Origin of the sequence: Bradyrhizobium sp. HKCCYLS2038, assembly GCF_051167655.1 — a bacterium.
GTDB lineage: Bacteria > Pseudomonadota > Alphaproteobacteria > Rhizobiales > Xanthobacteraceae > Bradyrhizobium.
In genome coordinates, this window is the sequence record NZ_JBNPTM010000002.1 from 327,587 (window position 1) to 341,443 (window position 13,857).

The 13,857-nt window shown below is 66.1% G+C and carries 14 protein-coding genes; 3 read left to right on the top strand and 11 right to left on the bottom strand.

Annotated elements, in window-relative coordinates:
* Nucleotides 1-191 precede the first annotated feature (191 nt).
* From ACQR1I_RS10565 to ACQR1I_RS10590, 6 genes are all read right to left on the bottom strand, one after another.
* The gene (locus tag ACQR1I_RS10565) at nt 192-491 is read right to left on the bottom strand and encodes a hypothetical protein (RefSeq protein WP_434864551.1); all 300 of its coding nucleotides are present in this window, start codon (nt 489-491) and stop codon (nt 192-194) included.
* Between the two features lie 38 nt (nt 492-529).
* Nucleotides 530-907, bottom strand: a complete 378-nt coding sequence (locus ACQR1I_RS10570) for a hypothetical protein (protein ID WP_434864552.1) — start codon at nt 905-907, stop codon at nt 530-532.
* Between the two features lie 82 nt (nt 908-989).
* Nucleotides 990-1,709: an RraA family protein gene (locus tag ACQR1I_RS10575; protein WP_434864553.1), complete on the bottom strand. Its 720-nt coding sequence runs from the start codon at nt 1,707-1,709 to the stop codon at nt 990-992.
* A 111-nt stretch (nt 1,710-1,820) separates the two neighbouring features.
* Entirely contained in the window at nt 1,821-2,708 is an 888-nt protein-coding gene (gene pssA / locus ACQR1I_RS10580; protein ID WP_434864554.1) for a CDP-diacylglycerol--serine O-phosphatidyltransferase, read from the bottom strand.
* Between the two features lie 87 nt (nt 2,709-2,795).
* Nucleotides 2,796-3,512, bottom strand: coding sequence for a phosphatidylserine decarboxylase (locus ACQR1I_RS10585; protein ID WP_434865119.1), 717 nt, complete (start codon nt 3,510-3,512; stop codon nt 2,796-2,798).
* A 102-nt stretch (nt 3,513-3,614) separates the two neighbouring features.
* Nucleotides 3,615-5,558, bottom strand: coding sequence for an ABCB family ABC transporter ATP-binding protein/permease (locus ACQR1I_RS10590; RefSeq protein WP_434864555.1), 1,944 nt, complete (start codon nt 5,556-5,558; stop codon nt 3,615-3,617).
* Between the two features lie 226 nt (nt 5,559-5,784).
* On the opposite strand from ACQR1I_RS10590, the gene ACQR1I_RS10595 reads away from it, so the two are divergent.
* Nucleotides 5,785-6,387 (top strand): TIGR00730 family Rossman fold protein, encoded by a 603-nt coding sequence (locus ACQR1I_RS10595; RefSeq protein ID WP_434864556.1) that lies wholly within the window; start codon nt 5,785-5,787, stop codon nt 6,385-6,387.
* 3 nt (nt 6,388-6,390) lie between these two features.
* Here ACQR1I_RS10595 and ACQR1I_RS10600 read toward each other — a convergent pair whose 3' ends face one another.
* From ACQR1I_RS10600 to cysS, 4 genes are all read right to left on the bottom strand, one after another.
* The gene (locus tag ACQR1I_RS10600) at nt 6,391-6,768 is read right to left on the bottom strand and encodes a VOC family protein (protein ID WP_434864557.1); all 378 of its coding nucleotides are present in this window, start codon (nt 6,766-6,768) and stop codon (nt 6,391-6,393) included.
* 115 nt (nt 6,769-6,883) lie between these two features.
* Nucleotides 6,884-8,482, bottom strand: a complete 1,599-nt coding sequence (gene cimA / locus ACQR1I_RS10605) for a citramalate synthase (protein WP_434864558.1) — start codon at nt 8,480-8,482, stop codon at nt 6,884-6,886.
* Nucleotides 8,479-8,979 (bottom strand): GNAT family N-acetyltransferase, encoded by a 501-nt coding sequence (locus tag ACQR1I_RS10610; protein WP_434864559.1) that lies wholly within the window; start codon nt 8,977-8,979, stop codon nt 8,479-8,481. Before ACQR1I_RS10610 ends, cimA begins: the two co-directional genes overlap by 4 nt.
* Nucleotides 8,980-9,093: 114 nt before the next feature.
* A complete protein-coding gene (gene cysS, locus ACQR1I_RS10615; protein WP_434864560.1) occupies nt 9,094-10,503 on the bottom strand; it encodes a cysteine--tRNA ligase in 1,410 nt (469 codons plus the stop codon).
* A 383-nt stretch (nt 10,504-10,886) separates the two neighbouring features.
* Between cysS and ACQR1I_RS10620 the strand changes: the two genes are divergently transcribed.
* On the top strand, nt 10,887-11,195 hold the full coding sequence (locus ACQR1I_RS10620; RefSeq protein WP_434864561.1) for a hypothetical protein: 309 nt from the start codon (nt 10,887-10,889) through the stop codon (nt 11,193-11,195).
* 153 nt (nt 11,196-11,348) lie between these two features.
* Complete coding sequence (locus ACQR1I_RS10625; protein WP_434864562.1) at nt 11,349-12,494, top strand: DUF2865 domain-containing protein; 1,146 nt, start codon at nt 11,349-11,351, stop codon at nt 12,492-12,494.
* A 16-nt stretch (nt 12,495-12,510) separates the two neighbouring features.
* Here ACQR1I_RS10625 and ACQR1I_RS10630 read toward each other — a convergent pair whose 3' ends face one another.
* Nucleotides 12,511-13,854 carry a nitrilase-related carbon-nitrogen hydrolase gene (locus tag ACQR1I_RS10630; protein ID WP_434864563.1) on the bottom strand — a complete coding sequence of 448 codons (1,344 nt, stop codon included), beginning with the start codon at nt 13,852-13,854 and terminating at the stop codon, nt 12,511-12,513.
* Nucleotides 13,855-13,857 lie beyond the last annotated feature (3 nt).

Below are 13,857 nucleotides of genomic sequence, written 5' to 3' on the forward strand. Positions count from 1 at the left end.
TGCTTCGCCCTCGAGCGACATGCGTACCGGGACAGGCTAGCGATCAGGTAAAGCTTGATGGATAAAATCTTCTCAACGGGCGAGATCTGCTTAACCTTGGGCCCGAGAGACGGCATTATGGGTATTTGGTAACCGCGACTGCGACGCCCCCGTAATCATCCGGATGAGCTTCGATCGGGAAAGCGGCCGCGCTATTTCAGCCTGATCTTCGGAATGCTGGATTGGCTCAACCGCTCCATGGATGGGAGGCCGTAGACCTCCACGATCGTCTCCTGATCTTTCTGGTAGAGCAGCATCACCTTGTCGTCGGCAATCTGCTGGACGGCATCCAAACGCCCCACTCCATCGAGCAGCTTTCTGAAGCCGCCGCCCTGCACGTCGCTCACCGCGACCGAGACGGCGTCCTTGCTCGTCAATCGTCCGTCGCCGTTGGAGTCCTTTTCGACGACCGCGTAGATGATGCCGACTGCTTGGCGCGGCTGCTCCGGCACGGACCGCATCTGGCGGAACAGGAACTGGCTCGACACGATCAGCTGGCCGCCGGTTGGGAACAGCCACCGCGGCTGGCTGACCGACGGATCGAGGAACAGATAATTGACAACGTTCGTGTCGCTGGTCTTGTCGTAGTAGGCGGACCCGCCGAACGATTGACTCCGGTAGAGAGGATCTGGACGTAGGGGGTGCCGTCGATGATCGACGGGCGGCCGAGGACGAGATCCTCGGAGATCTTGTCCTGCTCGCTGACGTTCACCACGTTCGTGACGCGGCGATCGCGCGTTTCCTCCTTGAGGATGCGCAACATCGCATAGCCACCAATGACGAGAAACACGAGCGCGGCGATTGCAATCGCCAGCGCGTTGAAGCGCCAGACATACCGGAAGAACATCCGGCTGCTTCGTATCGCCATGCCATTCATCTCCTGCCCTGCCTGCAAAAATGCCCTCACCTTCAACGTGAGGGCATTCTCGTCGCCTCGCGCAGCGAGGGTATCAGTGGATCTCGGCCGACCGCTTGAGCGCGTCCTTCAGCTTCTCAAGCGAGAAATCGGCCGAACGCGCGATCTCCAGGATCGGCGTCTCCCGGCGGCCGCAGAGTTCGGCCGCCTCGGGCAGCTTGGCGGCGATGTCGGCCGGGATCACGATGGCGCCGTGACGATCGGAATGGATGAGATCATCGGAGCGCACCGTCATGCCGGCAACACGGACCTGACCGCCGAAGCTCTCGGCATGCACCCAGGCATGCGACGGCCCGATCGAGCCGGCCAGCGCCTGGAATCCCGGAGCCCATTGCGGGACGTCGCGGACGGAGCCGTCGGTGATCACGCCGAGGCAGCCGAGCGCCTTGTGCACATTGCTCTGCACCTCGCCCCAGAACGCGCCGTAGCCGATGTCGGGGCCGTCGACGTCCTGGATCACCACGATTCGCGGACCATGGCCGGTGCCGACATATTCGTAATAGGCGATGCGCTGCCGGGCCTGTTCATCGGCCGGAAGGCTCGATTTGACGACGGAGCGGATGGTCGCGGTGCGCGCATAGCCGACCATCGGCGGCAGATCGGGGAATGGGCAGACCAGCGGCTTGGTCGTGTAGCCGATCAGGCGGCGCTCGGGGGCCACGATCTCCATCGCATTGCAGATCGTCGGCGTATCGTAGCGCGCGAGGGCCTCGAGGACCGAGGGGGCGAGCGGCGCGGCGGCAGGACTTGTCACTGGCGTTTTCTCCGGATGATGCGGACGGCATTCAAAGGCCGTCCCTGGCCATCCGGTATAGACGAGGCCTCACGGGCCGGCAAAGCGCCGGCGGGTCTGCCGGCCCTGCGTTCAGTGCAGCCGTTCGGGCGGACGCTGCTCCTGCTCGGCCGCCGGTGCGGTCGGAGTGAACGGCGTCCCCGACGATGCGGGCGCCTGGGACGCGGCCGCCGCAGTGCCGAGCGCCGCTGCATGCTTGGCGGCCTGCTGGCGATACATGCGCCAGCCGAACGGCAGGCCGAGGATGTAGAGGATCGAGCCCGCCGACAGGATCTGCCAGGGATAGACCACGAGCAGCGCGACGAAGAACACCACCGATGCGAACACCGGCAGCACCAGCTCGGGCGACACCCGCATCCGCGTCGTCTTGCCCGAGAACACCGGCAGACGGGAGACCATCAGAAACGCGATCAGCAAGGTGTAGAACGCCGTCAGCAGCGCGGGCGGCTTCGGTACGCCCAGGAAAGCCAGATAGACCGGCAGCAGCACCGTGATCGCGCCGGCCGGCGCCGGCACGCCGGTGAAGAAGTTGGCGGCGAACGGCGGCTTGTTGGGATCGTCGATGCTGGCGTTGAAGCGGGCCAGCCGCAGGCCGCCGCTGATGGCGTACATCATGGCGGCGATCCAGCCGCCGTCGCGCAGCTCGTGGAGCTGCCAGAAATACAGGATCAGGCCCGGTGCGACGCCGAAATTGACGAAATCGGCAAGGCTGTCGAGCTCGGCACCGAATTTCGACTGCCCCTTGATCAAGCGCGCGATGCGTCCGTCAATGCCATCCAGGAAGGCGGCAAAGACGATGGCGCCGACCGCGAGCTCCATGCGGCCCTCAGTCGACAGCCGGATCGCGGTCAGGCCTGCGCAGATCGCCAGCAAGGTGATCATGTTCGGCACCAGCAACCGCACCGGGATCGGGCGGAAGCGGCGACGGCGCAGTTCGGAAGAGGTCGGATCGAAGCTCATGATCACACCGCAGAGTGGCTGGTCTTGACCTTGTGCCGGAGTGCGACCCAAGGCCCCGTTAATGAGTCATTCCGAGCCCGTGAGGGTTCATTGGCTCCGGAACGTCAGGCCGGGCACGGCCACGTCGAAATCGGCCAGGATGGTCTCACCGGCGATGGCGGTCTGGCCCTCGGAGACCAGAACCTCGGTGCCATCAGGGAAATAGACGTCGAGGCGCGAACCGAACCGGATCAGCCCGAAGCGCTCGCCTGCCCCGATGGTCTGGCCCTCGCGCACGAACGACACGATCCGCCGCGCAACGAGGCCGGCGATCTGGACCACGCCGATCTTGCCATGCGGAGTCGAGATCGCGAGCGAGTTGCGCTCATTGTCCTCGCTGGCCTTGTCGAGCTCGGCGTTGATGAAGGCGCCCGGACGGTAGGCGATCTTCTCGATCCGGCCGGCGACCGGGCTGCGGTTCACGTGCACGTTGAACACGCTCATGAAGATCGACACCCGCAGCAACGGCCGGTCGCCGAGGCCGAGCTCGGCCGGCGGCAAGGCGCGGGTGATCATGGAGATGCGCCCGTCGGCCGGCGCGACCACGAGCCCCTCCCGCTGCGGCGTGACGCGGATCGGATCGCGGAAGAACAGCGCGCACCAGACGGTGAGCAAGGTGCCGATCCAGCCGAGCGGCGTGAAGATCCAGAACAGGATCAGGCTGACCAGGGCGAAGGCGCCGATGAACGGGTAGCCCTCGGGATGGATCGGCGGGATCTGGGCACGGATGGAATTGCTGATCGACATGGCCTGCTTCGTTGAGATGGTGTCCCTCTGACGTCAGAGCGGACCGCCGCCTTGACTAGGTCGCTGCGCGGCGAAGGTCAAAATGATTCCTTAACTGTGGATCAAGGCGGTTCGGAGGGCTCATTCGGCAGCGGTGGCCACCGGATCGGACGCCACGGGCGGATTGCGGTTCGGCGCGGCGGCCTCATCGCCGATCTGGGCCAGCTTTTCGCGCGCCTCCTCCGCCTCGCGCTGCCGGTTCCACATGCCGGCATAGAGTCCGCCCTGCGCCAACAGGTCGGCATGGGTGCCCCGCTCGGCAATGCGGCCGCGGTCGAGCACGATGATCTCGTCGGCCGCCACGATGGTCGAGAGCCGGTGCGCGATCACCAGCGAGGTGCGGTTGCGGGACACCCCGTCCAGCGCCTCCTGAATCTCGTGCTCGGTATGGCTGTCCAGCGCCGAGGTCGCCTCGTCTAGCACCAGGATCGGCGGTCCCTTGAGGATGGTCCGGGCGATCGCCACGCGCTGCTTCTCGCCGCCGGACAGTTTGAGGCCACGCTCACCCACCTGGGTCTCGTAGCCCTTGGGCGCCATGCGGATCAGGCAGTCGATCTGGGCGAGCCGTGCCGCCTCCTCGACCGCGGCATCATCGGCGTCCCAACGGCCGTAGCGGATGTTGTAGCGGATCGTGTCGTTGAACAGCACCGTATCCTGCGGCACCATGCCGATCTGGGCGCGCAGGGACACCTGTGTGACGTCGCGGATGTCCTGCCCGTCGATCAGGATGCGGCCGCCGGAGACGTCGTAGAGCCGGAACAGCAGCCGCGAGATGGTCGACTTGCCGGCGCCCGAGGGACCGACGATCGCAACGGTCTTGCCGGCCGGCACGTCGAAGCTCAGTCCCTGCAGGATCGGCCGCTCCGCCTCGTAGGCGAAGCGGACGTCGTCGAAGCGGACATGGCCCGACGTCACCACCAGCGGCATGGCGCCAGGCGAATCCTTCACCTCGGCATCGCGCGTCAGCACGCCGAACATCTTCTCGATGTCGATGATCGCCTGCTTGATCTCGCGATAGACCATGCCCATGAAGTTCAGCGGCTGGTAGAGCTGGATCATCATGCTGTTGATCATGACGAAGTCGCCGACGGTGTTGTGCCCGTCGCGCACGCCATGAGCGCACATCAGCATCGCCGCGGTCAGACCGAGGGTGAAGATCACCGCCTGGCCGGCGTTCAGCACCGCAAGCGACGTGTAGGTCTTCACGCTGGCGCGTTCGTAGCGCTCCATCGAGCGGTCATAGCGCTCGGCCTCGCGCGCCTCGGCGCCGAAATACTTCACCGTCTCGTAGTTGAGCAGCGAATCGATCGCCTTGGTGTTGGCTTCGGTATCGGAATCGTTCATGCGGCGCCGGATTTCGATGCGCCACTCGGTCGCGATATAGGTGTAGTAGAGATAGGCCGCGACCATGGTCAGGGTCACCAGCACGTAGCGCCAGTCGAACTGCCACAGCAGCACGGCGGTCAGCAGCGTTACCTCGACGATGGTCGGGATCAGCTGCAGGATCACCATCCGCACGATGGTCTCGATCGCGTTGCGGCCGCGCTCGAGTACGCGGGTCAGGCCGCCGGTCTTGCGCTCCAGATGGAAGCGCAACGACAATTCGTGCATATGGACGAAGGTGATGGTCGCGAGCTTGCGCACCGCATGCATGGCGACACGGGCGAAAATGCCGTCACGCCATTGCGTCAGCACCGCCATCAGCACGCGCATGGCGCCGTAGCTCGCCGTCATGACGATCGGCGAGGCGACCAGCCAGAACGCCCAATTGTCGGCGGCAACGGGTGCCGTGTTGGCGCCGGTCAGCGCGTCGGTGGCCCATTTGAAGGTGAAGGGCAGCACCAGCGTCGCGACCTTGGCCACGAGCAGCAGTACCACCGACCATAGCACCCGCATCTTCAGATCGGCGCGGTCGCTCGGCCAGATGAACGGCCAGAGATGCCGCAGCGTGCCGGCCAGCGTCCCCTGCTCGAGGGACGCGGGCGTCTCGGCGCCGCCATGATGGGGGGATGAATCGGGGGGCATCAAGTGATCTGGAACAGTGGGGATCTTGGCAAGTTATGACGCGGGGTGACCTGCCCCATATAGAGTGTTCGACCACCAAGTGCACCCGCACGCCAACAGATTCCGTTGCGGCGGCGCAGTAATTGCATAAGTTGATTCAGATCGATCGAATTGCCCCGTAGAACTCCGCGAACCGCCCACCCGCCCTCGTCTTGACGCCTTTCAGTGGCAGTGTCACACCCATCCCATGACTGAAATCCGCACCGTCTGTGTCTATTGCGGCTCCGGCCCCGGCACCAATCCCAGCTTCATCGAATCGGCGAAAACCCTCGGCAAGGCGCTCGCCGACAACGGCGTGAGGCTCGTCTATGGCGGCGGCTCCATCGGCATGATGGGCGCGGTCGCCAAGGCCGTGCTCGAGCATGGCGGCGACGTCACCGGCATCATTCCCGACTTCCTGGTGAAGAAGGAAGTGATGATGCCGCTGAAGGACCTCATCGTCACGCCCGACATGCACGAGCGCAAGCGGCTGATGTTCGAGCACTCAGACGCATTCGTGGCGCTGCCCGGCGGCATCGGCACGCTGGAAGAGTTGGTCGAGCAGTTGACCTGGAAGCAGCTCGGCCGCCATGCCAAGCCGGTGCTGATGGCCAATATCGACGGCTTCTGGGAGCCGCTCTTTTCCCTTCTCGCCCACATGCGCGAGACCGAGTTCATCCGCCCGGGCTTCCAGATCGAACTCCTCAAGGCCGACCGCGCCGAGGACATCCTGCCGCGCCTGCGCGAGGCCGCCGCCAAGGTCGCGAAGGAAGAGACCGAGATGGCTCCGGAAATCGCCAAGCGCCTCTGAGCCCTACTCCGGCGGAAACGTGACGGCCTCGATCCGGTTGCCGTCCGGGTCGAGCACGAAGGCCGCATAATAGCGCACACGATCATGCGGCCGCAGCCCCGGCGCACCGTCCGACATGCCTCCCGCCTCCACTGCCGCCGCGTGGAATGCGTCGACCTCGGACGTGGTCTTCGCGCGGAAGCAAAGATGCGAGCCGGTATCGGCCGAAACGCGGGCCATGCCGGCACGCAGGTTGATCCAGAACTCCGGATAGGTTTTGCCGAAGCCGACATTGGCGGGCCGTTCAATCAGCCGGGTCATGCCGAGCGGCGCCAGCGCCAGCTCATAGAAGCGCACGCTGCGGGCGAGATCGCTGACACCGACGGAGATGTGGTCGATCATGCTTCGTCCCCCGCTCTCACCTCCGTCATTGCGAGGAGCGAAGCGACGAAGCAATCCAGGGTGGCGTGCGGGACTCTGGATTGCTTCGCTTCGCTCGCAATGACGGCCCCTTCGCTCACCCCGGCGCGCCCGACTTCACCAGTTTGTAGAACACCGAATCCATCAGCGCCTGGAACGAGGCGTCGATGATGTTGGGCGAGACGCCGACCGTGGTCCAGCGTTCGCCCTTCTCGTCCTCGCTCTCGATCAGGACGCGCGTGACCGCCTCGGTGCCGCCGTTGAGGATACGGACGCGGTAGTCGATCAGCTTGAGGCCCTCGATGAAGCCCTGGTACTTGCCGAGATCCTTGCGCAGCGCGACGTCGAGCGCGTTGACCGGGCCGTTACCTTCCGCCGCCGAGATCAGCCGCTCGCCCGCGACGTCGACCTTGACCACGGCCAGCGCCACAGTGACCCGCTCGCCGAGCGCGTTGTAGCGCTGCTCGACATTGACGTCGAACTGCTCGACCCGGAAATACTCCGGCACCGAGCCGAGCGTACGCCGGGCCAACAGCTCGAACGAAGCGTTGGCGGACTCATAGGCATAGCCCATGGCCTCGCGCTCCTTCAGCTCCTCGACGAGGCGTGTCAGCTTCGGGTCGCTCTTGCTGAACGGGATGCCGCCGCGCTCCAGCGCCGCAATCACGTTGGACCGGCCGGCCTGGTCCGAGACCAGCACCTTGCGGTGGTTGCCGATGCGCTCGGGCAAGACGTGCTCGTAGGTCTGCGGGTCCTTGAGCACGGCGGAGGCGTGAATGCCGGTCTTGGTGACGAAGGCGCTCTCGCCCACATAGGGCGCGTGCCGGTTCGGCGCGCGGTTGAGCATGTCGTCGAGCGTGCGTGACACCTTCATCAGCCCGGCGAGCTGCTGGTCGGAGACGCCGATCTCGAAACTGTCGGAGAACTCCGTCTTCAGCTTCAGGGTCGGGATCAGCGAGCACAGATTGGCATTGCCGCAGCGCTCGCCGAGGCCATTCAAGGTGCCCTGGATCTGGCGCACGCCGGCCCGCACGGCCGCCAGCGAGTTCGCCACCGCCTGCTCGGTGTCGTTATGCGCGTGGATGCCGAGATGATCGCCGGGCACATGCTTGACCACCTCGCTTACGATGGTCTCGATCTCGTGCGGCATGGTGCCGCCATTGGTGTCGCACAAGACGACCCAGCGCGCCCCGGACTCGTAGGCGGTGCGGGCGCAGGCGAGCGCGAATTCGGCGTTCTCCTTGTAGCCGTCGAAGAAGTGCTCGCAATCGAGCATCACCTCGCGGCCCGCCGCCTTCGCCGCCGTGACGCTGTCGCGGATCGAGGCGAGGTTCTCGTCTTTGGTGGTCTCGAGCGCCACGCGCACCTGATAGGCCGACGATTTGGCGACGAAGCAGATTGCATCCGCTTTCGAATCCAGCAGCGCTGCAACGCCCGGATCGTTAGACACCGAGCGGCCCGCCCGCCGCGTCATGCCGAAGGCGGTGAAGCGGGCATGGCCGAGCTTGGGCCGCTCGGCGAAGAACTCGGTATCGAGCGGATTGGCGCCGGGATAGCCGCCCTCGACGTAGTCGATGCCGAGATCGTCGAGCATGCGCGCGATGACCTGCTTGTCGGTCAGCGTGAAGTCGACGCCGTTGGTCTGCGCGCCGTCGCGCAGCGTGGTGTCGAACAGATAAAGTCGCTCTCTGCTCATGCCTGCGCTCCGGCGCTAAGCGCCTTCTTCATCGTGGTGTTGGCGAGCCACTCGCCGTTCATCGAGACGCTGTTGCGCTGCTGCGCGACGTAGCCGCGCTTGCGGAAGAAATCGACCGCGGTGTCGCTGGCATCGACCGACAATCCCGTCGTGCCTCGGGCGCCGGCGAGCTTTTCCAGCGCGTCGCACAGCAGCGCGCCGACGCCCTGCCCCGCCACGCTCGGATGCACATAGAGCATGTCGATGTGGTCGTTGCCCTTCAGGGACGCGAAGCCGACCGGCGAGCCCTGCAGGGTCGCAATCAGGGTCAGCGCCGAGCCGAGCTTCTTGCCGAAGCTCGCCTCGTCCTCGGCAGCCGCCGCCCAGGCCTCCTGCTGGTCCTCGCTGTAATCGTCACCGGTCAGTTGCTCGATGCTGGCGACGAAGATCGCGGCCAGCAGCGGCGTATCGACGGGAAGGAACGGCCGCAACGCAGCCTTTGGAAGAGATTGCCCCATGTCCTCACCACATGCCGTAGAGCTTCGTGACCAGCGCGACGGCCCCAGCGATCAGCACCAGCTTCAGTCCGATGTAGTAGAGCCAGTGCTTGGGGAATGGCGTGTCGGGCTTGCTCATCGCGCGATCTCCCAGGTCGTGACCGGCTGGCCGTCGGCGCCCTTGCCGTCCTTCAGCACCACGCCCATGGCCGCGAGCTCATCGCGGAGACGGTCGGATTCCTTGAAATCCTTGCGGGCGCGCGCGGCCGTGCGCTCGGCGATCAAGCCCTCAACCTTGGCGGCGTCGACCCCCTTGGCCTGCTGCTTGCGCGCTTCCCATTGCGCCGCGGTTTCGGCCAGGAAGCCGACGTAGCGGAGCGAGCCGGCGAAAGCCGAGCGCTCGGCGTCGCCCCCCGCTGCCGCTCGTCCACGCGACGCATGCAGTTCGGCGATCATCAAGGGCGTGTTGATGTCGTCGAGCAGCGCGGCAACGACCGCCGGCTCCGGCTGCTCGCCGGGCGCATCCGCGGCGACGCGGTACCAGTCGTCGAGCGTCTTGGCGCTCTCCTCGAGCCCCTTCAGCGTCCAGTCGGCCGGCGAGCGATAATGCATCTTGAGCATGTTGAGCCGCAGCACCTCGCCGGGCCAATCGGCCAACAGGTCGCGGATGGTGACGAAGTTGCCGAGGCTCTTCGACATCTTCGCACCTTCGACCTGAACGAATTCGTTGTGCAGCCAGTAGTTCGCCATCACGGACGTGCCGTGGGCGCAGCGCGACTGCGCGATCTCGTTCTCATGATGCGGGAAGATCAGGTCGAGCCCGCCGCCATGGATGTCGAAGACATCACCGAGATAGGCGGCGCTCATCGCCGAGCATTCGATGTGCCAGCCGGGACGGCCGCGTCCCCACGGGCTGTCCCAGCCCGGCTCGTCCGCCGACGATTGCTTCCAGAGCACGAAGTCGGCCGGGTTCTTCTTGTGGGCATCGACGGCCACGCGCGCGCCGGCGAGCTGCTCGTCGAGCCTGCGGCCCGACAGTGCGCCATAGTCCGGCATCGACTGGGTATCGAACAGCACCTCGCCGCCGGCCTCATAGGCATGGCCGCGCGCGATCAGCTGCCGGATCAGGGTCACCATGTCCGCCTTGCCGTCGGGACGCGGCAACACGAAATCGGTGGCGCGCGGCTCGAAGGTCGGCGGCAGGCTGCCGAGTGCCGCAGCGTCGCTGTGGAACTGGTTGGCCGTCACCTCGGTGACCCGGCGAATCGCCTCGTTCAGCGGCAGGCCCGGAAAGTCTCGCGCGGCGCGTGCGTTGATCTTGTCGTCGACGTCCGTGATGTTGCGGACATAGGTGACGTGGTCCGCGCCGTAGACGTGGCGCAGCAGCCGGAACAGCACGTCGAACACGATCACCGGCCGCGCATTGCCGATATGGGCGAAGTCGTAGACCGTCGGTCCGCAGACATACATGCGGACATTGTTGCGATCGAGCGGCACGAAGGGGCGCTTCTCCCGCGCGGCGGTGTCGTACAATCGCAAGTCCATGGGTCCGTCCCCGAAATGCCAGTGCCTCCGCTTCGCCTGTCTTCACGGCGAAGCGCAACGGGTTCCTACGCCGGATGACGGCCCGCAGGCGGGCAGCCACGGCAAAAAATCGCGCTCGCGACCTGCCGGCCGGGCGTCCTGATCATCTCTGTTGAGAAAAGACGGCCTCAGCCAGCGAATCGCTAGCTCGTAATCTCGCGGCAAATACAGCCGATGGCGAGGAAACCGTTCATGGGGTTCACCATGATCCAGCAGGGTGTTGCCGTCAAGAGCCGCAAAATGGCCGTTTTCGCTACCCAAACGCTGCCACGCTGCCTCATGGTTAATCATTCTTAACCTTTTTGACCTAACCGTGGGTTGTCTCCACCATCCACCGGTGCACCATGCGATTCTTCTCGGGCCTGCTCGCCTGCTGTCTCCTCCTCGCCGCTCCGATCATCGCATCAGCGGAGAGCCGCATCTTCATCATCGCCAACGAATCCGATGGCTACGGCGTCGACCAATGCCTCGCCAAAGGCGACAAGTGCGGCGCCTCCGCCGCGCGGTCCTACTGCCAATCACGGGATTTTGCTCAGGCCTCCTCCTACCGTCGGGTCGACCCCGAAGAGATCACCGGATCGGTGCCGAAAGCCGGTGCAAACTGCACCCACGGCGCCTGCAGCGAGTTCGTCGCGATCACCTGCCAGCGCTGACCCGCGCCACGGGCGGCGGTTCCGCCACCCCCCTGCCCCGGAAACGACGTGACGCTGCCGAACAAAGCGGCTATGGGATGCCCGCCGCTGCCGCGATTTTTCCGAATTCTGTGCTAGCTCCGCGGCAGCACCCATGGACCGGAATACCGCATCTTGATCGCTTCCTTGTCTCCGCGCCTGCTGGCCTACACTGCGTTGCTCGGACTGACCCTGACCGGCTCGCACGCGCTGGCGCAATCCAGCTCCGATTCCTATGCGCAGATGGCCCCCGGTCAGCCGCAGGCCGGCGTGAACCCGATCTGCCCGCGCCTCGAAGCCCAGCTCGCCTCGATCGATCGCGGCGCCGGCGGCGGGGATCCGGCGCGCGAGGACCAGATCCGGCGCTATCAGGACGCCGCCGCCAAGCAGCAGGGCGAGCTCGATCGCGTCAATACGCAGGCCAAGCGGATGGGCTGCGACAGCCCCGGTTTCTTCTCGATCTTCAACGGCCGCGCGGCGGAATGCCAACCGGTGAACAACCAGATTCAGCAGATGCGCTCGAATCTGGACCAGATCACCAGCAATCTGGAGCGGCTGCGCGGCGGCGGGTTCGGCGGCGAGCGAGACAATCAGCGCCGGTCGGTGCTCGCGGCGCTCGGCCAGAACAATTGCGGCCCGCAGTACCAGCAATATGCCAACCGCGGTGGTGGCGGCGGCAACTTCCTGACCAACCTGTTCGGTGGCGGTGACAACAACCCTGCAGCGTCGCTGCCGCCGCCGAGCGCGGATCTCGCCGCGCCCCAGGGCACCTATCGCACGGTCTGCGTGCGCAGCTGCGACGGCGCCTATTTCCCGATCTCGTTCGCGACCGTTCCCGGACGATTCGCCGACGACGAGCGCGCCTGCAAGGCGCAGTGCCCGGCGGCCGAGGCGACGCTGTTCACCTATCGCAATCCCGGCGAGGACATGAACCAGGCGGTGTCGATCAACGGCCAGCAATACAGCGCGCTCGCCAACGCCTTTAAGTATCGCACCGAGTTCAACCCGAGCTGCTCGTGCAAGGCGCCGGGCCAGACCTGGGCCGACGCGCTGAAGTCGATCGACGACAGGGCCGCGGCCGCCGAACAGGGCGACATCATCGTCACCGAGGAGAGCGCCAAGCGGATGCAGCAGCGCCAGACCGGCAAGCCGCCGGCGGGCGCCAAGAAGGGCGCTGCGCCCGCAGCTGAGGCGGCGCCGCCGACCACCACCGCTGACACCACGACCGGCGCCGACAAGCAGATCCGCACGGTCGGACCGACCTTCATCCCGCCGCGCTGAGCCGTCTCGCATCCGCCTATCCATCGAACGCATCGATCGAACCCCGGTCGATGATGTCGGACGGGATCACCTCGCCTGACGCCCCCAGCGCGCCGACCGGCCGCCAGTGGTTGCGCAGCGCCGCGAGGCGAATCACCTGCGCCGGCGGGATGTCGTCGTCAGAGCCGTTCGGAAGAAGGGCGAGCGCGCCGGACAGGCTCGCCAACGCACTCAGCAACGCCGCGCGTACGCGCGCCAGCAGGTCGCGGTGGGCGCCGCTTGAAAGCTTTCCTGGGAGAACGCTTTCGAAGCCTGCGACGGCAGCCGCGATCGGCACCACCTGGGCGACGATTCCGAGCCGCGCCGCGGCCGCGATCACCTCGTCCGCAAGCTGAGTGTCCGATCCGGACAGCACCACGCCGCGCACCTTCGCCGGCCCCAGCGCATCGACGGCGATCGCCAATGACAGCATGGCCGCGAGATCAGCGGTCAGACCGAGCACGACACCCGTGAAGCCGTTCTTGGCGACGCGGTCGCGCAGGCCGAGCACGCGGGCCGCGTAGTCGGCCTCGTCGCCCTCGGGCAAGGATGCGACCGGTCCGCCGCGCCAGCGGTCATCGCCCCGCGCGATGGACAAGGTGGTGATCTGCTCGGCGAAGGCCGGCCATTGCGCGGCGAGCGACATGTCGGCATTGAGCGCGAAGGACGCACCGTCGAACACGAGATCGTCGTGGCCGCCGATCTGGTTCAGATAGACGAGCGGCAGGTCGCTCTCGATGACCCGTGCAACCGCGAGCGACAGCCTGACATCGCCTTTTCCGCGTGCAAAGCGGGAGCCGCTCGGCACAACGATCAGCTCGGCACCGGTTTCCGCAAGCGTCTCGACCACGTTCTCGTAGCCGGCGACCTCTTCGGCGCCGATATCCTCGCCAATCGCCACGCCGATCCGCCAACCGCGCACGCTCAAGGGTCCCGCGGCGCGGCCGCGCGCGAACAGGTGCTTCTGATCGAACGCGTCGTCATCCGGCAGATTGATCTTGAAGCGCGTGGCGGCGATGCGCCCGGCGTCGAGCAGCGCGCAAGCGTTATAGAGCTTGCCGTCCTCGCCCCAGGGCGTGCCGATCAGCACCGCCGGCCCGCCATCCGCCGTCTCGCGCGCCAGCGCCTCGATCGCGGCGCGGCAGGTGGCCTGAAAGTCCGGCTGCAGCACGAGATCGCCAGGCGGATAGCCGGCAATGAACAGCTCCGGCAGCACGACCAGATCGGCGCCGTCGGCCGCGGCCTTGGCCCGCGCCTGGCGCGCCTTCGCGGCATTGCCGGCGATGTCGCCGACGATCGGGTTGAGCTGGGCCAGCGTGATCTTGAAGCTGTCAGCGGCCATCGC

Coding starts and splice junctions, on each gene's coding strand:
- ACQR1I_RS10610 (WP_434864559.1), bottom strand. CDS start 8,979: ATGGGGCAATCTCTTCCAAAGGCTGCGTTGCGGCCGTTCCTTCCCGTC.
- ACQR1I_RS10630 (WP_434864563.1), bottom strand. CDS start 13,854: ATGGCCGCTGACAGCTTCAAGATCACGCTGGCCCAGCTCAACCCGATC.
- ACQR1I_RS10595 (WP_434864556.1), top strand. CDS start 5,785: ATGACTGAAATCCGCACCGTCTGTGTCTATTGCGGCTCCGGCCCCGGC.
- cimA (WP_434864558.1), bottom strand. CDS start 8,482: ATGAGCAGAGAGCGACTTTATCTGTTCGACACCACGCTGCGCGACGGC.
- cysS (WP_434864560.1), bottom strand. CDS start 10,503: ATGGACTTGCGATTGTACGACACCGCCGCGCGGGAGAAGCGCCCCTTC.
- ACQR1I_RS10590 (WP_434864555.1), bottom strand. CDS start 5,558: ATGCCCCCCGATTCATCCCCCCATCATGGCGGCGCCGAGACGCCCGCG.
- pssA (WP_434864554.1), bottom strand. CDS start 2,708: ATGAGCTTCGATCCGACCTCTTCCGAACTGCGCCGTCGCCGCTTCCGC.
- ACQR1I_RS10570 (WP_434864552.1), bottom strand. CDS start 907: ATGGCGATACGAAGCAGCCGGATGTTCTTCCGGTATGTCTGGCGCTTC.
- ACQR1I_RS10600 (WP_434864557.1), bottom strand. CDS start 6,768: ATGATCGACCACATCTCCGTCGGTGTCAGCGATCTCGCCCGCAGCGTG.
- ACQR1I_RS10620 (WP_434864561.1), top strand. CDS start 10,887: ATGCGATTCTTCTCGGGCCTGCTCGCCTGCTGTCTCCTCCTCGCCGCT.